Origin of the sequence: Aureimonas phyllosphaerae (genome assembly GCF_900113065.1) — a bacterium.
In the GTDB taxonomy this organism is placed as follows: Bacteria; Pseudomonadota; Alphaproteobacteria; order Rhizobiales; family Rhizobiaceae; genus Aureimonas; species Aureimonas phyllosphaerae.
In genome coordinates this window covers 97913-118953 of the sequence record NZ_FOOA01000007.1, presented here as the reverse complement: position 1 = coordinate 118953, position 21041 = coordinate 97913, and the positions used below count along the sequence as shown (strand labels likewise).

The 21041-nt window shown below is 69.3% G+C and carries 18 protein-coding genes and 1 tRNA gene; 8 read left to right on the top strand and 11 right to left on the bottom strand.

The genetic code is table 11. From position 1 onward, the window contains the following. The first annotated feature begins 13 nt into the window (after window positions 1–13). The 3 genes from BM175_RS10920 to BM175_RS10910 are packed head-to-tail and all read left to right on the top strand — an operon-like array spanning window position 14 to window position 2010. A complete protein-coding gene (locus tag BM175_RS10920; protein ID WP_090962932.1) occupies window positions 14–964 on the top strand; it encodes a glutathione S-transferase family protein in 951 nt (316 codons plus the stop codon). Continuing rightward, window positions 964–1560 carry a glutathione S-transferase family protein gene (locus BM175_RS10915; RefSeq protein WP_090962931.1) on the top strand — a complete coding sequence of 199 codons (597 nt, stop codon included), beginning with the start codon at window positions 964–966 and terminating at the stop codon, window positions 1558–1560. Before BM175_RS10920 ends, BM175_RS10915 begins: the two co-directional genes overlap by 1 nt. A 30-nt stretch (window positions 1561–1590) precedes the next feature. Further along, on the top strand, window positions 1591–2010 hold the full coding sequence (locus tag BM175_RS10910) for an ester cyclase (protein ID WP_090962930.1): 420 nt from the start codon (window positions 1591–1593) through the stop codon (window positions 2008–2010). A 21-nt stretch (window positions 2011–2031) separates the two neighbouring features. On the opposite strand, the gene BM175_RS10905 is transcribed toward BM175_RS10910, so the two are convergent. The 4 genes from BM175_RS10905 to BM175_RS10890 form a co-directional block, all read right to left on the bottom strand. Then, complete coding sequence (locus BM175_RS10905; protein WP_090962929.1) at window positions 2032–2793, bottom strand: ABC transporter permease; 762 nt, start codon at window positions 2791–2793, stop codon at window positions 2032–2034. Next, a complete protein-coding gene (locus BM175_RS10900) occupies window positions 2790–3767 on the bottom strand; it encodes an ABC transporter ATP-binding protein (protein ID WP_090962928.1) in 978 nt (325 codons plus the stop codon). The genes BM175_RS10905 and BM175_RS10900 overlap by 4 nt, the downstream gene beginning before the upstream one ends. 144 nt (window positions 3768–3911) lie before the next feature. Beyond that, window positions 3912–3988, bottom strand: a tRNA-His gene (locus BM175_RS10895). Window positions 3989–4069: 81 nt separating this feature from the next. Next, complete coding sequence (locus BM175_RS10890) at window positions 4070–4558, bottom strand: phasin family protein (protein WP_090962927.1); 489 nt, start codon at window positions 4556–4558, stop codon at window positions 4070–4072. A gap of 243 nt (window positions 4559–4801) precedes the next feature. Here BM175_RS10890 and BM175_RS10885 point away from each other — a divergent pair, with 243 nt between their 5' ends. From BM175_RS10885 to BM175_RS10865, 5 genes are all read left to right on the top strand, one after another. After that, window positions 4802–7786, top strand: a complete 2985-nt coding sequence (locus BM175_RS10885) for a PAS domain-containing protein (RefSeq protein WP_090962926.1) — start codon at window positions 4802–4804, stop codon at window positions 7784–7786. Window positions 7787–8017: 231 nt separating this feature from the next. After that, a complete protein-coding gene (locus BM175_RS10880; protein WP_090962925.1) occupies window positions 8018–9064 on the top strand; it encodes a Fe(3+) ABC transporter substrate-binding protein in 1047 nt (348 codons plus the stop codon). 79 nt (window positions 9065–9143) lie between these two features. After that, window positions 9144–10838 (top strand): ABC transporter permease, encoded by a 1695-nt coding sequence (locus BM175_RS23225; RefSeq protein ID WP_090962924.1) that lies wholly within the window; start codon window positions 9144–9146, stop codon window positions 10836–10838. Window positions 10839–10962: 124 nt separating this feature from the next. Continuing rightward, window positions 10963–12846, top strand: coding sequence for an AsmA family protein (locus BM175_RS10870; protein WP_090962923.1), 1884 nt, complete (start codon window positions 10963–10965; stop codon window positions 12844–12846). A gap of 45 nt (window positions 12847–12891) precedes the next feature. After that, on the top strand, window positions 12892–14091 hold the full coding sequence (locus BM175_RS10865; protein WP_090962922.1) for a hypothetical protein: 1200 nt from the start codon (window positions 12892–12894) through the stop codon (window positions 14089–14091). Here BM175_RS10865 and BM175_RS10860 read toward each other — a convergent pair whose 3' ends face one another. The 7 genes from BM175_RS10860 to BM175_RS10830 all read right to left on the bottom strand — a co-directional run bounded on the left by BM175_RS10860 (window position 14092) and on the right by BM175_RS10830 (window position 21023). Then, window positions 14092–14910 (bottom strand): ABC transporter permease, encoded by an 819-nt coding sequence (locus BM175_RS10860; RefSeq protein ID WP_090962921.1) that lies wholly within the window; start codon window positions 14908–14910, stop codon window positions 14092–14094. Then, complete coding sequence (locus tag BM175_RS10855) at window positions 14910–15815, bottom strand: ABC transporter permease subunit (RefSeq protein WP_090962920.1); 906 nt, start codon at window positions 15813–15815, stop codon at window positions 14910–14912. Before BM175_RS10855 ends, BM175_RS10860 begins: the two co-directional genes overlap by 1 nt. 5 nt (window positions 15816–15820) lie before the next feature. Further along, window positions 15821–16972: an ABC transporter ATP-binding protein gene (locus BM175_RS10850; protein WP_090962919.1), complete on the bottom strand. Its 1152-nt coding sequence runs from the start codon at window positions 16970–16972 to the stop codon at window positions 15821–15823. A 65-nt stretch (window positions 16973–17037) separates the two neighbouring features. After that, on the bottom strand, window positions 17038–18129 hold the full coding sequence (locus tag BM175_RS10845; protein WP_090962918.1) for a polyamine ABC transporter substrate-binding protein: 1092 nt from the start codon (window positions 18127–18129) through the stop codon (window positions 17038–17040). Window positions 18130–18213: 84 nt separating this feature from the next. Then, window positions 18214–18738 (bottom strand): GNAT family N-acetyltransferase, encoded by a 525-nt coding sequence (locus BM175_RS10840; RefSeq protein ID WP_210185785.1) that lies wholly within the window; start codon window positions 18736–18738, stop codon window positions 18214–18216. After that, window positions 18735–19544 (bottom strand): aspartyl/asparaginyl beta-hydroxylase domain-containing protein, encoded by an 810-nt coding sequence (locus BM175_RS10835; RefSeq protein WP_090963074.1) that lies wholly within the window; start codon window positions 19542–19544, stop codon window positions 18735–18737. Before BM175_RS10835 ends, BM175_RS10840 begins: the two co-directional genes overlap by 4 nt. A 69-nt stretch (window positions 19545–19613) precedes the next feature. After that, window positions 19614–21023, bottom strand: coding sequence for a helix-turn-helix domain-containing protein (locus BM175_RS10830; RefSeq protein WP_090962917.1), 1410 nt, complete (start codon window positions 21021–21023; stop codon window positions 19614–19616). Window positions 21024–21041 lie beyond the last annotated feature (18 nt).

Genomic DNA, 21041 nt, shown 5'->3' with positions numbered 1-21041 from the left:
GAGGAACGTCGCCATGGACCAGCCGATCCTGCATCACTACGATCTGTCCCCGTTCGGCGAGAAGGTCCGTCTTGCCTTCGGGCATAAGGGACTGGCCTGGCGCTCGGTGGAAACGCCGATCTGGCCGCCTCGACCGGACACCGTGCCGCTGACGGCTGGCTACCGCCGCTCGCCGGTCCTGCAGATCGGCGCCGACGTCTATTGCGACACGCTCCTGATCCTCCGTGAGCTGGAGCGCCGCTATCCCGAACCGACGCTCTATCCCGGCGGACAGGCGGGGCTGGCCGCCGTCCTGTCGTGGTGGGCGGACACGACGACCTTCATCGCCGCGGCCTCGATCGCGACCTCGATCATCGGCGACGGCGTGCCGCCCGAGTTCATCGAGGACCGCATCGCCTTCATGCGGCATGACTTCTCGAAGGCCGCCTCGCTGCGCGATCTCGGCCTCAACCGCCAGCGCGTCGCCGCCCAGATGACGCATCTCGCCAATATGCTGCGCGACGGTCGCCCCTTTCTCCTCGGCGACGCGGTATCAGCTGCCGACCTTTCCGCCTATCACCCGCTCTGGTTCGTGCGCACCCATGCGGGCGCGGAGGCGGATCGCCTCCTGCCCTTCGATCCGGCGATTCTCGCCTGGATGGAGCGCGTCGCGGCGCTCGGCCACGGCACGCGCAGCCCGCTCGGCGCCGACGAGGCGCTGGCCATCGCCCGCGCCGCCGAACCCGTCGTCCTCGAAGGCGTCGATCTCGACGACCCGAGCGGCCTGAAGGCGGGCGACGCGGTCGCGATCCGGTCCGACGACGCCAACGATCCGATCCACGGCATCCTCGTCACCGCCGACCGGGACGAGATCGTGATCCGCCACGAGAGCGAGCGGGTCGGGCTCGCCCACGTCCACTTCCCGCGCTTCGGCTACAGCGCGGTTCCCCGCGAGGCCGCCTCCTCGCAGGCCGAGGCCGCCTGATGCGCATCCTCACCAACACGACGTCGCCCTATGCCCGGATCGCCCGCATCGCGCTCGGTGAGAAGGGGTTCGACCTGTCGGGCACCGAGATCGTCAACCCGTGGAGCGACGATCCGGGCCTTCTCGCCCTGAACAGCGCGGCGCGCGTGCCGACGATTGAGACCGACGAGGGCCTGCCGATCACCGAAAGCCTGCTCGTGGTCCTCTGGCTGGAGCGCAAGGTGCCGGAGCCCTCGCTCCTGCCCGGCCCGCTGGACCGGACGATCAGCCTCGCCGGCCGCGCGATGGGCGTCGTCGACGCGATGGCCAACATCGTCATCAACCGGATGCAGGTCGACCCGAATTTCGGCGAGCACCGCGTCGGCCTCAAGCGCCGGCGCACGATCGTCGAGGGGATGCGCCAGCTGGAGAGCGATCCGCCCGAATACGACGGCGGCACGCCGTCGATCGCGGTGATCGCGAGCGTGGTCGCGCTCGACTACCTCGCGCTGCGTTTTCCCGGCGAACCCTGGGTCGAGGCCTATCCGCGGCTCGAAGACCTGCGCGCCCGTGTCGCCGACCGCCCCGCCTTCGCGGCGACCGCACCCAGCCTTTGACATCACAGGGCCGTCTCGGGAGGACGACACATGGCGACGCCGGAAGAGAACAAGCAGCTGGCCAGGGACTACTTCAAGGCGTTCCGGGCCCATGACGAGGCCTGGTGGGCCGCCCACATCGCCGACGACTTCGTGCGCCACGACCCCGGCCTGCCCTTCGAGGTGCGCGGGATCGAGGGGGTGCGCAAGCTCGCCGACGTCCTCAACCCCGGCATTCCCGACATGAAGCTGCCCATCAGCCACGCCGTCGCCGAGGGCGACCTCGTGCTGATCCACCTGCGCGTGCAGGGCACGCATGGCGGCGAGCTGATGGGACTGGAGCCGACCGGCAAGCCGATCGACATCGGGGTCATGGACCTCTTCCGCTTCCAGGGCGACAAGCTCGTCGAGCACTGGGCGCTGCTCGACAATCTCGGGCTCCTCAGGCAGCTCGGCGTCTCGTCGATCTGACGGCGACGCCACCCGCCGGGGTCAGGCGCGAATGCGCCACCCCGTGCGGAAGATCCACCAGATACCGGCGACGCACAGGACCATGAAACCGAGCGTCGCGGCGAGGCTCCAGCCGACGCCGACGTCGGACGTGCCGTAGAAGCTCCAGCGGAAACCGCTGACGAGATAGACCACCGGGTTGAACAGCGTCACCGTCTGCCAGACCGGCGGCAGCATCGAGATCGAATAGAAGCTGCCGCCGAGGAAGGTCAGCGGCGTGACGATCAGGAGCGGCACGATCTGCAGCTTCTCGAAGCCTTCCGCCCAGATGCCGATGATGAAGCCGAGGAGGCTGAAGGTCACGGCCGTCAGCACCAGGAAGGCCAGCATGAAGCCGGGATGCTCGATCCGGAGCGGCACGAAGAGTGCGGCGGTGGCGAGGATGATGAGCCCGAGGATCACCGACTTCGTCGCCGCCGCCCCGACATAGGCAATGGTGATCTCGATCGCGGACACGGGCGCCGACAGGATTTCGTAGATCGTGCCGGTGAACTTCGGGAAGTAGATGCCGAACGAGGCGTTGGAGATGCTCTGCGTCAGAAGCGAGAGCATGATGAGGCCGGGCACGATGAAGGCGCCGTAGGAGACGCCCTCGATCGCATCCATGCGCGAGCCGATCGCCGAGCCGAACACCACGAAGTAGAGCGAGGTCGAGATCACCGGCGCGACGATGCTCTGGAGGAGCGTGCGCCAGGCGCGCGCCATCTCGAAGAGGTAGATCGAGCGGATCGCATGGAGGTTCATGGGCGGGCCTCGACCAGGCTGACGAAGATGTCTTCCAGCGTGCTCTGGCGGGTCGTCACGTCGCGCAGGCGCACGCCAGCCGCCGACAGGTCCTCCAGAAGTCGGCTGATGCCCGGCCGCTCCGACTGGCTGTCGTAGACGTAGGTGAGTTCCGTCCCCTCCCCCGACAGCGAGAGATCGTAGGCGGCCAGCGCCGGGGGAACGGCATCCAGCGGCGCCTGCAGCGTCAGCACCATCTCCTTGCGACCGAGCTTTCGCATCAGCGCGGTCTTCTCCTCGACGAGGACGATGCGCCCGCCCCGGATCACGCCGATCCGGTCGGCCATCTCCTCGGCCTCCTCGATGTAGTGCGTCGTCAGGATCACGGTGACGCCACCGTCCCGCAGGCCCCGCACCACCTGCCACATGTCCTGGCGCAGGCGCACGTCGACGCCCGCCGTCGGCTCGTCGAGGAAGAGGACGCGCGGCTCGTGGCTCAGCGCCTTGGCGATCAGGACGCGCCGCTTCATGCCGCCGGACAGGGTCATGATCTTGGCGTCGCGCTTATCCCAGAGCGACAGCTGGCGCAGCACCTTCTCGATATGGGCGGGATCGGGCGCGAGGCCGAAAAGGCCGCGGCTGAAGCTCACCGTCGCCCACACCGTCTCGAACGCGTCGGTGGTCAGCTCCTGCGGCACGAGCCCGATCAAAGAGCGCGTTCGCCGGTAGTCGCGCACGATGTCGTGGCCGCCGACGCGAACCTCGCCCTCGCCCGGGTTCACGATGCCGCAGATGATGCTGATCAGCGTCGTCTTGCCGGCGCCGTTGGGCCCAAGCAGCGCGAAGATCTCGCCGGGCTCGATCGACAGGTTGATGTCGTCGAGCACCTTGGCGCCCGAGCGATAGGATTTGGAGAGATGGCGGACCGAGAGAATGGGCTCGCGCGCCGCAGCCGGCGGCACGCCGGCCTCGGACGCGGACAGGGAATTGGGCATGGGGCCTCCGTCCGGCGCTTGGGCGCCGATCGCACGGACAATTCGGGCGCCTTGCGATTTGGACAAGTCCCGGCGCGACCCGATACGGTCAGCGGACGCGCATCACAGCGCGGCGCGAGACGATGTATGCTGAAGGGGTTTCGGTGGTACGGTTGAGTGGGTTCGAACCACCGACCTTCGGAGCCACAATCCGACGCTCTAACCAGCTGAGCTACAACCGCATACCGATGGGCCCGCAATAGAAAACTTTTGCGGCAAAGGCAAGCCTCGGGCGCGCGATCGGCGCCCGAGGCTTCGACGTCTCAGAAATTGTCCTGCCCGGTGGCCTTCTGCGCCGCATCGCGGCTCGGGCGGATGACGTCCTGCGCGACGTTCTGCGACAGGGATTGCATCTCCTTGGCCTGATCGGCGAAGAGTTCCATCTGGCGGCGCATGAAGCTCGTCTGCAACTCCACGAACTCGGCCATCGACTTGGCGGAGGCGAGCTTCTCGAAATGCTGGAAGTTCATGTCGGCCTGCGCCCGCATGCCCTCGAGCGCGCGTTTGGTGAGGTTGAGCGAGCCCGAATGAGCGTTCTCGATCGTCGCCTCGAGCGTCTGCGTCGCCTGGTCGGCGGCCGACTTCATGCGCGCATAGGCTTCCTTGGACTGCTCGATCGACGTCTGCGTCATCGTGCGGAAGGCTTCGCCCATCTTCGACGGGTCCATGCCCATGGCGGCCTGGGCGCGCTTGGCGTTGTCGAAGGCGTCGCGCGCCGGATCGCCGGAGTTGAAGTTCTCGGTATCGGACATGACGGCATTCTCCTCGACCGGATGATGGCGGATCCACAGCCCGCCAACGACAAACTAGGGGCGTGCGCGGGGCTCGAACAGGGTCGGCACGGCATTCACACAGCCATGTTAACCCTGCCCCGGCTTTCAAGCCCAGCGGCGGCCGTCGGTTCTGGATTTGATCTCCCGGTCGCCTTATTAACGAAGCAGTAACCGATCGACCGCCCGCAGGAGCGCAAGGCCATTCCGTCCGCCCTCGACATCATGTCGCTGAAGTCCGTCCGCGCCGCCGCGCAGACCGGTTCGGCCGTGGCCGTGCTGGATGCCGGGCTGTCGCAGATCCTCTGGATGAACGCAGCCGGTCGCCGGCTGCTGGGGCTGGCCGAAGCACCGGATGCCGACGCCATGCGCCAGATCCGCTCGGCGCGCGAGGCCTTCGCCGGCAAGGGCCGCACCCAGCTTCTCCTGCGCCCGCCCGAAGCCAGCGGCCTCGGCAAGGCGCTGCTGGCGCGGCTCGAGGCGATCTCGGCCGGGCGCACGCATCTGGCGCTGCTCACCGTGAAGCTTGGCACCGACGCAGCCGCCGCACCCGATGAGCAGGCGCGCGAGTTCCTGCACGACGCGGGCCTCGCCGAGGCCCTCGCCTGCGTCGTCGGGCCGACCGGATTGCTGGCGGCGACCAATCGCCTGCCCGAGGACGAACACTCGCTTCTGGCCATCCAGGGGCAGGAGTTCCTCCAGGCCGACGAGGACCGCCTCGTGGTCGAGGACGAGGCCGGCGCCCTGTCCTTCACCCGCGTCGGCGACGGGCTGGTGCTCATCCATATCGACATGCCGAGCGTGGCCGAAGAACCCGTCGCCGAACCGGCCGCGGTCGAGGATGCCGGGCCGGCAGCGGCTCCCGCCGGCGAAGCGTCGATCGAGGCCGAGATCGAGATCGCGGAACCCGCCGCCCCCGATGCGGCCGCGGAACCGGTTGACGAGGTCGCGCCCGTCCTCGTTGAACCCGAAGAGAGCATTTCGAACGAGATGGCGGGCCTTCCCGACGAGATGCCCGAGCCGGCTCCGGCCGCCCTGTCCGCCGAGCCCTTCCGCGCCGTCCTCGACGCCGAGCCCGTCCGCTTCGTCTGGCAGACCGACGCCGAGACCTGCTTCTCGCAGCTGTCGCCGGAATTCGCCGCGATCGTCGGCCCGCGCGCGGCGGACGTGATCGGCAGGCCCTTCGCCGATGTCGCGCGCGTCTTCGGCTTCGACGAGACCGGCGAGATCGAGCGCCTCCTGCAGCGGCGCGACACGTGGTCGGGCCGCACGATCCTGTGGCCGATCGAGGGCACCGACCGCCGCGCGCCGATCGATCTCGCGGGTCTCCCTCTCTACAGCCGCGATCGCGAATTCCTCGGCTTCCGCGGCTTCGGCGTGGTGCGTCCGGCCGAGCATGAGAGCGATCCGGCGGCGATCGGCCTTGCGCTCGCGCTCCCCGAGCGCAGCGCCCGGATCGAGGTCTCCGCTGCGAGCCTGCCTGCGGGCGACGACGCGGCGGAGGCGCAAGCCGCAGCGGCCTTCGGACGCCGCACGGCGCCCCCGGTGATGGGCGTCGAGACGGTCGCCGAGCGGCGGCGCCGCGAGGCCAATCTCTCGAACGCCGAGGTCGCGGCCTTCAAGGCGATCGGCGCGAAACTCGGCCTTCGCGCGCACGAGGCTCTCGCCGACGCGCAGGCGCCCCTCCCCGCGCCGGTCGAGACCGCGGCCTCCGACGCCGCGCCGGACGACGGCTCGACCCTGCTCCTGCCAGTCCAGGAGCTCGAGGACATGCTCGACGCGCTCCCGCTCGCGGTGCTCGTGCAGATGCAGGAGCGGCTGATCTTTGCGAACCGGCGCTTCTTCACGCTGACGCGCTACGAGGATCTCGACGCGCTGGAAGCCGCCGGCGGCCTCGACCATCTCGTGCAGACGTCGGGTTCCGGCTTCGACGACGAGACGGCGCTGATCCAGTGCGCGGACGGCTCGTTCGAGCGCGCGCGCCTCCATCTCCAGCGCATCAGCGTCGCCGGGCGCTCCTGCCTTCTCATGTCCTTCCCGCCGGCCGAGGCCGAGCCCGAAGAGGACATGACGCCGATCCTTCTCGACCTCCAGGGCGAGGTCGAGGAACTCCAGGCCGTTCTCGACACGGCCACCGACGGCATTCTCCTCCTCGACGAGGGCGAGCGGCTGCGCAAGATGAACGGCGCCGCCGAGGCGCTGTTCGGCCTGCGGCCCGAGTCCTACGTCGGGCTGCCGCTGCAGGAGCTGCTGGCGCCCGACAGCCGCCGCGTCCTTACCGACTATATCGGCACGCTGCGCGACAACGGGCTCGCCGCGATCCTCAACGACGGGCGCGAGGTCGAGGCACGGGTCGCCGGCGGCGACCGCACGATCCCGCTCTTCGTGACGCTCGGCCGTCTCAGCCAGGGTCGCGGCTGGTGCGTGGTGATCCGCGACATCGCCCAGTGGAAGAGCGCCGAATCCGATCTCATCGAGGCGCGTCGCCTCGCCGAGGACGCCAGCCTCCACAAGAGCCGCTTCCTCGCCAATATCAGCCACGAGTTGCGTACGCCGCTCAACGCCATCATCGGCTTTGCCGACGTCATGGCCTCGGAATGCTTCGGCCCGATCGGCCACGAGCGCTATCTCGAGTATCTCGGCGACATCAAGCGCTCGGGCCACCACGTGCTCGATCTCGTCAACGACCTCCTCGACATCTCCAAGATCGAGGCCGGCAAGGTCGACCTTGCCTTCGAGGCGGTGTCGCTCAACGAGGTGGTCGCCGAGGTCGTGTCGCTGATGCAGCCGCAGGCCAACCGTGAGCGCGTCATCGTCCGTTCGGTGCTGCCCGCGAGCGTTCCGAGCGTCGTCGCCGACCGACGATCGGTGCGCCAGATCGCCCTGAACCTCATCGCCAACGCCGTGCGCTTCACGCCGGCCGGCGGCCAGATCGTCGCCTCGACCCACTATGGGGCGGCGGGCGAGGTCGCCCTGCGCTTCCGCGATTCGGGGATCGGCATGACCGAGCGCGAGATCGAGATCGCGCTGACCCCGTTCCAGCAGGTGAATGCCGGCCGCAACGAGCGCGGCGAAGGCACCGGCCTCGGCCTGCCGCTGACCAAGGCGATGGCCGAGGCGAACCGCGCCCAGTTCTCCATCGCCTCGACGCCCGGCGAGGGAACGCTGGTTGAGATCGTCTTCCCTGCGCAACGGGTGCTGGCCGACTGACGCGAAATGCTTCGCAAGCATTAGCATTGTCGCGTTGCTATTGGAACGATTCCAATCTGGCAGTTGAACGGAACGTTACTGCCGGATCTACTTGATTTCATCTCATGACTCGGGCATCCGAAACCGGACTGCGAAACGCAAGTTTCGCGGGCCGCCCGGCGGGGCCGTTCCGGCGCTGCCGTCCCCATCCGCGACCGGCGCATGGCGTCGGTGCTGTCCCGAGGACCCGACATGACCAAGCTTCTTTCGAGCCGCGCCGCTTTCGGACTGGGCGCCTGCGCCCTCGCCCTGTCCGCGCCGGCCGCGGCGCAGGCGGCCGACGTCAACATCTACTCCTCGCGCCAGCCGGCGCTGATCCAGCCGCTGCTCGATGCCTTCACCAAGGAGACCGGCCTCACCACGGCGACGATCTTCATCGAGAAGGGTCTCGAGGAGCGCATCAAGGCGGAGGGCGCGAACTCGCCGGCCGACGTCGTGCTGACGGTCGACATCGGCCGCCTCGACGCCACCAAGCAGGCCGGCGTGCTGCAGCCGCTGGAAGATGCGGTGATCGAGAAGGACATCCCGGCGGAGTTTCGCGACTCGGGCAAGGAATGGTCGGGCGTGACCTCGCGCGCCCGCGTCGTCTACGCCTCGAAGGAGCGTGTCGGCGACGAGGCGATCACCTACGAGAGCCTCGCCGACCCGAAGTGGAAGGGCAAGATCTGCATCCGCTCGGGCCAGCACCAGTATAACGTCGCCCTGGTCGCGGCCTATCTCGCCCACCATGGCGAGGAGGCGACGCGGACCTGGCTGACGGGCCTGCGCGACAACCTCGCCTCGGCGCCCGAGGGCGGCGACCGCGACCAGGCGCGCAACATCGCGGCCGGCCAGTGCGACATCGCCATCGGCAACACCTATTACGTCGGCCTGATGCAGAACAACGAGAAGGAGCCGGAGCAGAAGGAGTGGGCGAACGCCATCAAGGTGATCCTGCCGACCTTCGAGAACGGCGGCACCCACGTCAACATCTCCGGCATGGGCCTCGCCAAGAATGCGCCGAACCGCGACAACGCGGTGAAGTTCATGGAATTCCTCACCACCGACGAAGCCCAGCGCATCTACGCCGAGGTGAACTACGAGTACCCGCTGAAGCCGGGCGTCACCCTGTCGGAGACGGTGAAGAGCTTTGGCGAACTAAAGCCCGACACGCTGTCGCTGAGCGACATCGCGGCCAACCGCGCCAAGGCCTCCGAACTCGTCGACGAGGTCGGCTTCGACAACGGCCCGAAGTCCTGAACCCTCCTCTCGCAAACATGATGGCGCGGGCGGCCGAAAAGGCCGCCCGCGCCGCCGCGTGGACGCACGAGGGACGGCTTTGAGCGAATTGCGGCTGGGCAGCGCGGGCGTCTCCCCGGCGCGGCGGGCGAGCGTCGGCTCGGAGCGCCTGTTCCTCGCCGCGGCGCTTGCCGTCGGGCTCCTCGCCGCGCTTCCCGTCCTGTCGCTCGCGGCGATCGCGCTCACCGGCGGCACCGCGAACTGGTCGCACCTCGCCCGCACCGTCCTGCCGCGCGCCACCGGCACGACGTTGGCGCTGATGGCGGGCGTCGGCGTCGCGACCGCCGTCGTCGGCACGTTCACCGCCTGGCTCGTCACGAGCTTCCGCTTCCCCGGCCAGCGCGTCTTCGCCTGGGCCCTGGTGCTGCCGCTCGCCGTACCGACCTATATCGCGGCCTACTGCTTCAACGAGCTCCTGCACTATGTCGGGCCCGTCCAGTCCGGCCTCCGGGCGCTGTTCGGCTGGACGACGCGCTCCGACTACTGGTTCCCCGACATCCGCTCGGCCGGCGGCGCCGTCCTCGTCCTGTCCAGCGTCCTCTACCCTTATGTCTTCCTGACCGTGCGGCTCGTCTTCCTGATGCAGGGGCGAAAGGCGGCCGACGTCGCGCGCACGCTCGGCGCGGGTCGGCTGCGCATCCTCGCCACCGTGCTCCTGCCGATGGCGCGCCCCGCGATCGCCGTCGGCGTCGCGCTGGTCCTCATGGAGACCGTCAACGACATCGGTGCAGTCGAATTCCTTGGCGTCCAGACGCTGACCTTCGCGGTCTACGCGACCTGGCTGAACCGGGGGGATCTCGCCGGGGCGACGCAGATCGCGCTCCTGATGCTCGCCTTCATTCTGCTTCTTCTGTGGGTCGAGCGCTTCGCCCGGCGGCGTCAGCGCTTCACGGCCGGGCGCTCCGACACCGTGCGCGCCGGCGCCGAGCAGCTCGCCGGCTGGAAGGGCTGGGCAGCCGCCGCGGCCTGCCTCGTGCCGATCGCCTCCGGTTTCGGCGTGCCGCTCGCCATCCTCGGCGGCTACGCCTTCCGGCGCCCGGAGGACTTCGCCGATCCCCAGCTCTGGCGGGCCCTGCAGAACACGATCGTCGTCGCCGGTTCGACCGCGCTCCTGACGGTCGCGATCGGCTTTCTCGTCGCCTACGGCATCCGCCTGACCAACGCCCGGCCGCTGCGCGTCCTGTCGCGTCTGGCCGCCTTCGGCTACGCGGTGCCCGGCACGATCCTCGCCATGGGCATCCTCGTCCCCTTCGCCGCCTTCGACAACGCGCTGGATGCCGCCCTTCGCGCCGCGTTCGGCGTGTCGACCGGACTTCTCCTGTCCGGCTCCGGCTTTGCCATCGTCTTCGCCTGCACGGCACGTTTCATGGCGATGGGCCACGGCTCGCTCGACAACGGCTTCGCGCGCCTGTCGCCGCATCTCGACATGGCCTCGCGCGCGCTCGGGCACGGACCGGGCGGCACGCTGCGGCGCGTCCTCCTGCCCTTGATGCGGCCGGCGCTCCTCACCGCCATGCTCCTCGTCTTCGTGGAAGCCGCCAAGGAATTGTCGGCGACGATCCTCCTGCGGCCCTTCGACTTCGACACGCTCGCCACCTTCGTCTACGCGCAGGCCTCGCGCGCGGCCTTCGAGGACGGGGCGATCGCCAGCCTCCTCATCGTCGCGACCGGCATCCTGCCCGTCGTCGTGCTCACGCGAAGCCTCGCACGGGACGGCCGTCCGCGCGCCGACTGACAAGGTTCGGGCAAGCCGGAAGCGCCAACGCCTTGGCTCCGGCACAATTCGATGCGACACAAGCGACGATCCGTCGGCCGTCGGTCCGACCGACCGCCCGATTCCGCCATCCGAAAGGCCCTTCTTGACCCCAGCGCGCGATCCGTCACCTCGTGTCCCGACGGACGCGAGCCCGCGCCGACGCGGGGTCAAGCGCTCGCTGGCGATCGGCGGCGTGGCGGCGCTGGTGCTGGGCGGCGGCCTCGTCGCGGCCTTCTCGACCTTTCCCCTCACCCTGCCCGCGGCGCAGGCCGAAATCGAGGCCCGGCTCGGCCGGCTGGTCGGCGCGCCGGTCTCGGTGGCGGGCACGGCGGAATTCTCGCTCCTCCCACGCCCGAGCGTGATCCTCTCCGACGTGCGCGCCGTCACCTCGGCGGACGGCGCGGCGCTGCAGCTCGACGTCGACCGGCTGGAAGCCGACTTCAACCTGCTCGATGCGCTGGCGGGACGCGCCGAGATCCGCCGCGTGACGATGGTGCGGCCGGAACTCGGCCCTGCCGATCCCGCAACGCTCAGCCCCCCCGGCTCGCCTTCAGCCGGGACACCGCCGGCCGCCGCCGTGCCCGCGCCGCCAACGCCAGCCGGCGGGCGCGAGGCGATGCGGGCCCTCCTCGCGCGGTTCCAGGGCGTCAACGAGCTGCGGCTGCGCGACGGGCTGGTCCGCCTGCCGGGAATGGACAGTCCTGTTTCCAGCGCCGACATCGACTTCCGCTGGAACGGCGATGGGGCGTCTGCGAACCTGTCCGGCTCCTTCGTCTGGAACGGCCAACCGGCCAAGGTCCAGGGTCAACTCGACCGTCCCGTCCCCTTCTTCGACGGCGAGACGAGCCCGCTCCGGCTCGTCCTGTCCGGCCCTTCCGGCGAGGTCAGCTTCTCGGGCGAGGGCTCCGGACGCACGCCGCTTCAGCTGTCCGGCCTCGTGCGCCTTGCGACCCCTTCCCTGTCGCGGGCAGCGCGCTGGCTCGGCGAGCCGTCGGTGCCCGATCTCGGCGCGCTCGCGCTGGAAACGCGCATCGAGCTGTCGGGCGAGCGACTGAACTTCGGCGCGGTCCAGCTCGACCTTGGCGGCAATCAGGCGCGCGGCGCGCTGGAGGCCGATCTGTCAGGCACGGCGGGACGGCGCTCGCTGTCGGGAACCCTCGCGTTTTCCGATCTCGACCTCGGGCGCGCGTTCCAGGCGATCGCCCCGATCCCGCGCAACGTTCTCGATCTCCAGCGGCCGATGCACTTCGCGCTCGGGCGCGACCTCGACATCGATCTCCGCCTGTCGGCCGAACGCGCCCAGCTTGGCCCCGTGGCGGCGAGCGAGCTTGCAGCCGCCATCAAGGTGGTCGGCGGGGCGGGCACGCTCGATATCGGCGACATGGCGGCGCTCGGCGGGCGCGGCGGCTTGCGCCTGCGCTTCGCCTCGACGAACGGGCATCCGAGCGTCGACGCCAGCCTCCGCCTCTCGGCCGTCAGCATGACCGAGCTCGACGCCCTGTCCGGCGTGCCCCTGCCGGTATCGGCCGGGTCGGGCGATCTCGACGTCTCGTTCCGCGGCCCGGCCGCCAGCTGGGGCGACCTTCTGGCCAATGGGCGTTCGACCCTGTCCCTGCGCGTCTCGGACGGGCGGATGCGGGGCTTTGCCAACGAGCTGATGCGGGCATCCGGCCGCCACGAGATCGAAGCCGGCACGGCCTCGGCAGCGCAGGGGTTCCAGTCGCTCACCGCCTCGCTCGAAGGGTTCGGCACGCGCATGCGCCTAGACACGCTGTCGATGACCACCACCGCGGGCAAGAGCGAGGCGCGCGGCGTCCTCGACGCCTACACGCGACGCCTGAATCTCTTCGGCACGACGCAATCGTCAGTGGTCGAGGCGTCGGGCGCGAGCGAAGCGTTCACCTCCTCTCAACCCATTCCGTTTACGATCCAGGGAGAATGGCCCCGCCCGGTCATGACCGTGGACGCGCCCGAGGCGCCGATCTGAATCCGGCGGGCGGGGTGCCAACCCTTGCCCGGGAGCCGGACGTCCATGGCCACGACGACCCACCGCCGCACCGCTGCGGTCCGCTCGCTGTTTCTCGCCCTCGCAGCCACGGCCGCCGTCTCGGGCACTCCAGCCGCCGCCTCGTCGGTTCTCGTCGTCGGGGCCTCTCGGACGCCGCAGGCGCCTGCGGCGACCACCGCGGCGCCAGCCAAGCCCGCCTCGCCCGCCGCCTGCGCCGACGCCTTCCACGCGCGCTTCGGCGCCATTCGCGAGAGCGAATTCGCAGCTCTCAAGGCTGCGGCCGGCGCCGAGGCCGGTGCGTCCGATGCGGCGCTTCCGGGCGTTCTGATCTTCCCCCCAGCCGGTCGGGCGCAGCCGGGCGGCAACGCGGCGGCGCTGCGTACAGCAGCCGATCTTGCCAAGGCTAGAGGCCGCACCGTCGGTCCGCTCGACGCCAACGCGCGCTGGATCGCCGCCCGGATCCGCGAGGATCTCGGCGACTTCCTGTCCCAGAAGGAAACGCCGTTCCTGTGCAGCGGCATCGACGCCTATCTCACGACGCTGCGGGCTCAGGCGGCGCGCATCGGCCAGTCGCCCGACCGGCTCGCGGCCCTCGTGAAGACGCAGCGCGAGGCAGCGCGCGTCAGCCTCGACGCCGCCCGCACCGCGCTCCGGCCGGCGCCCATCCCCCGGTTCGCTCCCGACGACCGGCCGGGCGAGGCGCTGGTCGCCAGCAACCTGCGCTCCAGCGTCGGCTTCCAGGCGAGCGACGTCTACGGCCCCGTGATGCGCGTGGCGACGCGCCAGGACGTCGGCGTGTCGGAGGGCAGTTCCGATCCCGACCTGCCGCCGCTGAAGCCGAGCGAAGCGCTGGCCAGCGAAAGCGACATCGCGCGGGCGATCCGCGACCTGTCGAGCCGTGCCGAAACCGCAGGCGTCCTCGGCGGCCCCGCGGTCGCCGGCACCGACCCAATGCAGACCGGGGCAATCCCGGCGCCGGGACCGGGCGCGTCCGACGCCCGGCCTTCGCTCGCACTCCTCGCGGCGCTTCGCCAGCGCCTGGTGCAGCCAGCCGCCGATCCGCTGCAGCGCGCCGACTTCGTGCGCGCGCTCTCCGACCTCGAGGCGCTCGACTATCTGATGGCGGCGGCCGCGGCACCCTCCCACCCGCTGCCGGCGGCGCTGGAAGCCACCTTCTCGGCGATCGAGACGGCGCATGCGGACAGCTGCGGCTGCAAGGGCTGATCAGGCCCCGGCGGCGAGCCGCTCGTCGCGCAGCCGCCGGACCTCCTGGCGCTTCGTCAGAAGCGAGGCGATCACGACGCCGACCGCCACCACCGCGATCAGGATGGTCGAGATCGCGTTGATCTCGGGCGTCACGCCGAGGCGCACCTGGCTGTAGATGCGCATCGGCAGCGTCGTCGCGCCCGGCCCCGAGGTGAAGCTCGCGATCACGAGGTCGTCGAGCGACAGGGTGAAGGCCAGCATCCAGCCGGCGGCGACCGCCGGCCAGATCACCGGCAGGGTGACGAGGAAGAACGCCTTCCAAGGCGGGCAGCCGAGATCCTGCGCCGCCTCCTCCAGCGACAGATCGAACGACACCAGCCGCGACTGCACCACCACGGCCACGAAGCACATCGTCAGCGTCGTGTGGGCGATCGTCACCGTCCAGAAGCCGCGGTCGAAGTCGATCGCGACGAAGAGGAGGAGGAGCGAAAGACCGGTGATCACCTCGGGCATGACGAGCGGCGCGAACACCATGCCGGAGAACAGGAGCCGCCCGCGGAAGCGCTTGTGGCGCACGAGCGCGAGCGCAGCGAGCGTGCCGAGGATCGTCGCCAGCGTTGCCGAGACGATGCCGACCCGCAAGGTGACGAAGGCGGCGTCGAGGAAGAGCCGGTTTCCGGCCAGCGCCGTATACCACCGCGTCGAGAACCCGCCCCAGACGGTGACGAGCTGCGAGGCGTTGAAGGAATAGACCACGAGAAGCAGGATCGGCAGGTAGAGGAAGGCGAAGCCGACGACCAGCGACACGACGTTGAAGAGCGAGAGGCCGCGTCCCATCAGTTCACCCTCGCCTGGACGCGCTGGAACAGCATGATCGGGATCACGAGGACGAGAAGCAGCAGCACCGCCACCGCCGAGGCCACCGGCCAGTCGCGGTTGGTGAAGAACTCGTCCCAGAGCGTCTTTCCGATCATCAGCGTCTGCGAGCCGCCGAGAAGATCGGGAATCACGAACTCGCCGACCGCCGGGATGAAGACCAGGAAGGCCCCGGCGAGGACGCCCGGCAGCGAGAGCGGGAACGTCACCTGCCAGAAGGCGCGCAGCGGCGTGCAGCCGAGATCGCTCGCGGCCTCGAGAAGCCGCCCATCCAGCCGCTCGAGGCTGGCATAGATCGGCAGCACCATGAAGGGCAGGTAGGAATAGACGATGCCGATGAAGACGGCGGTCTCGGTGTTGAGGATCTCGAGCGGCGAGGACACGAGGCCGCTCCAGAGCAGCACCTGATTGAGGTAGCCTTCGCTGCGCAGGATGCCGATCCAGGCGTAGACGCGGATCAGGAAGCTCGTCCAGAACGGCAGGATCACCAGCATCACGAGGATCTGGCGCATCGTCGAGGATGCCCGCGACATGGCATAGGCGAGCGGATAGGCGACGAGAAGCGCCAGAACCGTCGAGATCGCGGCGATGCGCAGCGACGAGAGGTAGGCGTCGAGATAGAGCGGGTCGTCGGCAAGCCAGACATAGTTGTCGACGGTGAGACGCTTCAGGTTGGCCAGAAAGTCCGGCCAGTTCTCCAGTGCGAAGGCCGGCTCGTAAGGCGGCATCGCGATCGTCGTCGTCGACAGCGAAATCTTGAGGACGATCGCGAAGGGGACGAGAAACAGCGCCAGCAGCCAGAGATAGGGGATGCCGATCACGGCGCCCCGCCACCATCCGCCGCCGGTCTTCGAAGGCTCGGCCATCCGCCCTACTCCGCCAGCACGACGCCGGCGTCGCGCGCGAAGGAGAGCGTGACCTCTTCCTCCCAGGCGATCTGCTCGGACGCGACGCGCGCCGCGTTGATCACGGTGGAGCGCACCAGCGTGCCGTCGGTGAGCTTGATATTGAAGAGCGTGACGTCGCCGAGATAGCCGATGTCCCACACCGTGCCGGTCAGCGTGTTGGCGGCGCCCGCTTCCGGAGCGCGGCGCGACAGGCGCACCTTTTCCGGGCGGATCGCGAAGGCGACCGTCTGCCCCGGCGAGAGCGGAACCGTGGTCTCGGTCTCGATGCGCCCGGACGCGGACCGCAGGACCGCCAGCCCCCCGGCGACACTTTCCACCTCCGCCTCGATCAGCGAGACGTTGCCGACGAAATCGGCGACATAGCGCGAGGTCGGTGCCTCGTAGACGACGGCGGGCGGGGCGACCTGACAGATGCGACCGGCCCGCATCACGGCCATGCGGTCGGCCATGGTCATCGCCTCCTCCTGATCGTGGGTGACGATCACGAAGGTCAGGCCGAGCTCCTGCTGGAGGTCCATCAGTTCGAACTGGGTCTCCTCGCGCAGCTTCTTGTCGAGCGCGCCGAGCGGCTCATCGAGTAGGAGCACCTTCGGCCGCTTGGCGAGCGAACGGGCGAGCGCCACGCGCTGCTGCTGGCCGCCCGACAACTGGCTGGGCTTGCGGCGCCGGAAGGGCTCGAGCTTGACGAGCTTCAGCATCTCGTCGACGCGCGCGTCGATCTCCGATCGCGCCATGCCGTCCTGCTTCAGGCCGAAGGCGACGTTCTTCTCGACGCTCATGTGCGGGAAGAGCGCGTAGGACTGGAACATCATGTTCAGTGGGCGGCGATAGGGCGGAACGCCCTTGAGGCTTTTCCCACCTAGGCGGATGTCGCCGCTCGTCGGCTCCTCGAAGCCCGCCAGCATGCGCAGGAGCGTGGACTTGCCGCAGCCCGACGGCCCGAGCAGCGCGAAGAACTCGCGAGTGTAGATGCCGAGCGACAGGTCGTCGACCGCCACCGAGTCGGCGAACCGCTTGGTGACGTGGTCGAACTCGATGAGGGGCTTGGCGGCGGGATCGTTCCAGGGATCGAAATTGCGTCGGATGTTGCCGAGGGATTTCTGTGCGCCCGCCATGCCCGTCCTTCGTGTCGCGGTTGCCGGTCGTCGGGCGCTCGAGGGGCACCCGACCGTTTCAGCCGTCAGCGGCCGGTCTTCACCGTGGTGAAGGCGCGGGTCGCCAGGCGCTGGGCGCGCGAGTCGTAGGGGCGCTTGATGAAGAGCTTCTGGAGCGTCGCCTCGTCCGGGTAGATCGCCGGATCGTCGAGGATCTCCTTCTTGATCAGCGGCTGCGAGGCGAGGTTGCCGTTGGCATAGGACACGAAGTCCGTCGCCTTCGCGATCACCTCGGGGCGCATCATGTAGTTGATGAAGACATGCGCTTCCTCGACATGCGGCGCATCGGCGGGGATCGCCATCTGGTCGAACCACATCATCGCGCCTTCCTTCGGGATCGAATAGCCGATCTCGATGCCGCGCCCGGCCTCGGCCGCGCGGTCGCGCGCCTGGAAGACGTCGCCGGAGAAGCCGACCGCCACGCAGATGTCGCCGTTGGCCAGCCCGTTGATGTATTCCGAGGAGTGGAACTTGCGGATGAAGGGGCGCACGCTCATCAGGAGCTCCTGCGCCTTGCCGAGCGAATCCGCGTCGGTCGCGTTCGGGTCGAGCCCAAGATACTGGAGGGCGGCGGGCAGGATCTCGCCCGGCGCGTCGAGCATGTCGATGCCGCATTTCGACAGGGGCTCGGCGAACTTCGGATCGAAGACGAGGGCCCAGGAATCCAGCGGCGCGTCGGGCGCGAGCTCCTTCACCTTGGCGGCGTTGTAGCCGATGCCCGTCGTGCCCCACATGTAGTTGACCGAATGGGCGTTGCCGGGATCGTAGGCCGCCACGCGCTCGGTCACCACCGGCCACATGTTCTTCAGGTTCGGCAGCTTGGACGGGTCGAGCTTCTGGAAGACGCCCGCATCGATCTGGCGCGACAGATACTCGGCCGAGGGCACCACGACGTCGTAACCGCTGCCGCCGGCTAGCAGGCGCGTTTCCAGGATCTCGTTGGAATCGTAGGTGTCGTAGACCACCCGGATCCCGGTTTCCTTGGTGAAGTCGTCGATGATCGAGGTGTCGATGTAGTCCGACCAGTTGAAGACGTTGAGCACCTTTTCCTGCGCGGAGGCCGCATGAGTGCCGAGACCGGCGAGCACGCCGGCAAGCAGGAAGGGGGTCAATCGCATCGGACGGGCACCTTTCGCATCGAACTGTATTGCAAGGCAATATTGCGAAAGCGTCCTGATTTGCCTAGGGCCGGCGGCCGACTTTCATCCTTCCTTCATAGTCTCGCGCAGCATGAACACGGCGTCCTCGCCGTAGCTCGCGAGCTTGGACGTCAGCGCCTCGTCCTCGACGGGCCGGAATCCGTGCCGCGCCCAGAAGGGCGGCGTGCCGTAGACCGACACGAGAACCGCCGCACCGAACGGCTCGGCCAGCGCGAGGAGCCTTTCGATCGCGGGCTCGGCGAGCCCTCGCCCGCGCCATTCCGGCGCCACGGCGACGTCGTGGATGTAGAGCGCGTCAGCGCCCTCCGGCAGGCGGCCGAGCACCGTGTCGAGCGGCGGCGGGACGAAGCGGCGCACGGGATAGGCGATCGCATAGGCCGCGAGCCCGCCGCCCGGCGCCGCCAGCACCAGCGAGCCGTCCGGAAACAGCGAGAGTCGATCGCGGAAGACGGCCTCGTCCTCGTGGAACGTCGGATGCACCCGGTCGGCGAGCGACACGACGGCGGCCGTGTCGCTCGGCACCATCCCCCGCCAGTCGGCGGCGACCGGCGCGCCGTCCACGCTCATCGGTGCTTGCGCCCCTCGCCGTAGAACATCTTTTCCCAGGCCTTGTGGGCCTTGTAGCCCTCGCGGATGAAGGGGGTGAAGACGGCAAGGTTGAGCACTGCCTTGTTGGTGACGCTGGCCGGGAAGCGGAGCGGCTTCTCGAAGTCGACGAACAGCACCACACGCACCAAGTCCGAATGGTTCCAGGCCTCGTGTTCGTAGGCGTCGTCGAAGATCAGCGCCTCGCCCTCGCGCCAGTGGCGCGTGTCGTCGGCGATGCGGATGCCGATCTTCTCGGGCTGGTCGGGCACGATCAGGCCGAGATGGAAGCGCAGGACGCCGTTATACGGCCCGCGATGCGGCGGCAGATGCTTGCCCGGCTCGAAGATCGAGAACATCGCCGACTTGAGGCCCGGGATCTTCTGCAGGATGCGCCAGGTCTCGGGGCACTGGCGGATCGCCTCCTCCGACTTGATCCCGTAGCCGCACAGGAAGAACGTCTTCCAGTTCTGATCCGACGAGATGGAGCGGACCTCGGACGAGATCTCGTGGAAGGCCGGCAGGTCGCCCTTGCGCACCAAAATCTTGTCGAGTTCGGCGCGGATCAGGCGCCATTCGGCCTCGACCTCGCGCGCCCAGGGAAACTCGTCGGTCGGATAGACCGGCGGATTGCCGTTGGGGGCGTATTTCAGGTTCAGCGCCTCGGCCTTGTCGACGAGGCCCTGCACGACGCGGGCCGCCGTGCCCTGGCGGCTCATCGTGTCCTCGAGCCCTTGCGTCTTGCCGGTCTGCTGGGGGCCGGCCTTTTTCGACGACGTGTCTGTCATGATCGTGTCCGATACTGTCACGGCCGCGCGGCCGTTCGTCCTTTGCATGGCGCTCTTTCCACGCCCGTTTCAACGGAAATCGTAAGGCGTGAGACCGGATACCCATTCGTCGAGCGCGAGCGGGCGCGTCAGCGGAGGCTTGGCGCGCGACGCGCAGGCTTCTCGCTCGCAGGTCCGGCAGGCCGGGCCGATGCCGACGGCGCGCGCCGTCCCGAGCGCGCGCGCATAGACCGTCTCCGCCGCGGCGTCCCATTCGCAACCGAGAAGGACGCGCGTTCGCCGGCCGGGATCGGGGAAGTCGCCGGGCAGGCCGGCCTCTCCCTTCGCGACGAGGAGCCAGGCCGTGCCGTCCGGCATCTCGGCGCGCTCGGCGACGACCGCATCGCCGGCGCGCACATGCGGGAGCCTCGCGCAGGCGCCGCCGAAGAGCGCCGCCGGAAAACCCCGCGCGCCTGCCCGCCGGAGGACATGGCCCACTGGGTCGGTTTCCAGGAAGAAGAAGGGCAGCCCAGGTGCCGTGTGCCGCTGGAGAGAGGTCAGCCGCTCCGCGGCGTCGGTGAAGCTCGCGCCGAAACGGGCGGCCAGCCGCTCGACGTCGTAGCCGACCGACACGGACACATCGCGGAACGCACCGTAGGGCATGACGAGGGCGAGCGCCCCGTAGCGCGTCAGTTCGCGCACCGCGATGCGCTGCGCCTCATTGCTGGAGAAGCCGAAGCTCGCGACCTCGGCCTCCACAGCGTCGCCAAAGGCGAGGCGCACGGCCTCCGCCGCGGTCTCGCGCAGGCGGCCCGCGGCGTCGAGGCGCTCCGACAGGAACAGGCGGCGCGAATGCCGGTCGTAGCGCCGCCGCCAGAGCGGCATCACCTCGACCGGCAGGACGCGCACCGCAATGTCGTGCCGCTCGCGCAGCCAACGCCGCAGCGCGCCGCCGAGGTCCTCGCCGACGGGTCCGACCTCGGTGCGCAGGCGCTCGGCCGCGCCCTCCAGCGCGGCATGATGGTGCGGGCGGGTTTCCAGGACGTCGCGCACCTCGTCGAGCGGCAGGCGGGACAGCCGGAGCCCCGCCCCCTCGCCGCGACCCATCGCGGCCGACAGGTCGGACAACCGCGCCTGCGTCTCGCCATAGGCTCGATGGAGCTTGGCGAAGGCTGCGGCGACGTTGGGCGCGGCGTCGGCCAGTTCGACGAGCTCGCCCTCGCCCGGCAGTTCGCCCGCGATCAGCGGATCGGCAAAGATGCGCCGGAGGTCGGCCACCACCTTCTCGCGGTCGCCCCCCTGCCACTCCCCGAGGTCGAGCGAGAAGGCCTGCGCCATCTTCAGGAGAAGCTGCACGGTCAGCGGCCGCTGGTCGCGCTCGATGAGGTTCAGATAGGACGGCGAGATGCCGAGCGTGCCGGCCATCGCCGTCTGCGTCAGGCCGAGCTGATTGCGCAGGCGCCGCACTTTGGGGCCGGCGAAGACCTTGTTGTCGGCCACATCCGCTCCTTGACTGGA

Coding starts and splice junctions, on each gene's coding strand:
- BM175_RS10920 (WP_090962932.1), top strand. CDS start 14: ATGGACCAGCCGATCCTGCATCACTACGATCTGTCCCCGTTCGGCGAG.
- BM175_RS10915 (WP_090962931.1), top strand. CDS start 964: ATGCGCATCCTCACCAACACGACGTCGCCCTATGCCCGGATCGCCCGC.
- BM175_RS10910 (WP_090962930.1), top strand. CDS start 1,591: ATGGCGACGCCGGAAGAGAACAAGCAGCTGGCCAGGGACTACTTCAAG.
- BM175_RS10905 (WP_090962929.1), bottom strand. CDS start 2,793: ATGAACCTCCATGCGATCCGCTCGATCTACCTCTTCGAGATGGCGCGC.
- BM175_RS10900 (WP_090962928.1), bottom strand. CDS start 3,767: ATGCCCAATTCCCTGTCCGCGTCCGAGGCCGGCGTGCCGCCGGCTGCG.
- BM175_RS10890 (WP_090962927.1), bottom strand. CDS start 4,558: ATGTCCGATACCGAGAACTTCAACTCCGGCGATCCGGCGCGCGACGCC.
- BM175_RS10885 (WP_090962926.1), top strand. CDS start 4,802: ATGTCGCTGAAGTCCGTCCGCGCCGCCGCGCAGACCGGTTCGGCCGTG.
- BM175_RS10880 (WP_090962925.1), top strand. CDS start 8,018: ATGACCAAGCTTCTTTCGAGCCGCGCCGCTTTCGGACTGGGCGCCTGC.
- BM175_RS10865 (WP_090962922.1), top strand. CDS start 12,892: ATGGCCACGACGACCCACCGCCGCACCGCTGCGGTCCGCTCGCTGTTT.
- BM175_RS10860 (WP_090962921.1), bottom strand. CDS start 14,910: ATGGGACGCGGCCTCTCGCTCTTCAACGTCGTGTCGCTGGTCGTCGGC.
- BM175_RS10855 (WP_090962920.1), bottom strand. CDS start 15,815: ATGGCCGAGCCTTCGAAGACCGGCGGCGGATGGTGGCGGGGCGCCGTG.
- BM175_RS10850 (WP_090962919.1), bottom strand. CDS start 16,972: ATGGCGGGCGCACAGAAATCCCTCGGCAACATCCGACGCAATTTCGAT.
- BM175_RS10845 (WP_090962918.1), bottom strand. CDS start 18,129: ATGCGATTGACCCCCTTCCTGCTTGCCGGCGTGCTCGCCGGTCTCGGC.
- BM175_RS10840 (WP_210185785.1), bottom strand. CDS start 18,738: ATGAGCGTGGACGGCGCGCCGGTCGCCGCCGACTGGCGGGGGATGGTG.
- BM175_RS10835 (WP_090963074.1), bottom strand. CDS start 19,544: ATGACAGACACGTCGTCGAAAAAGGCCGGCCCCCAGCAGACCGGCAAG.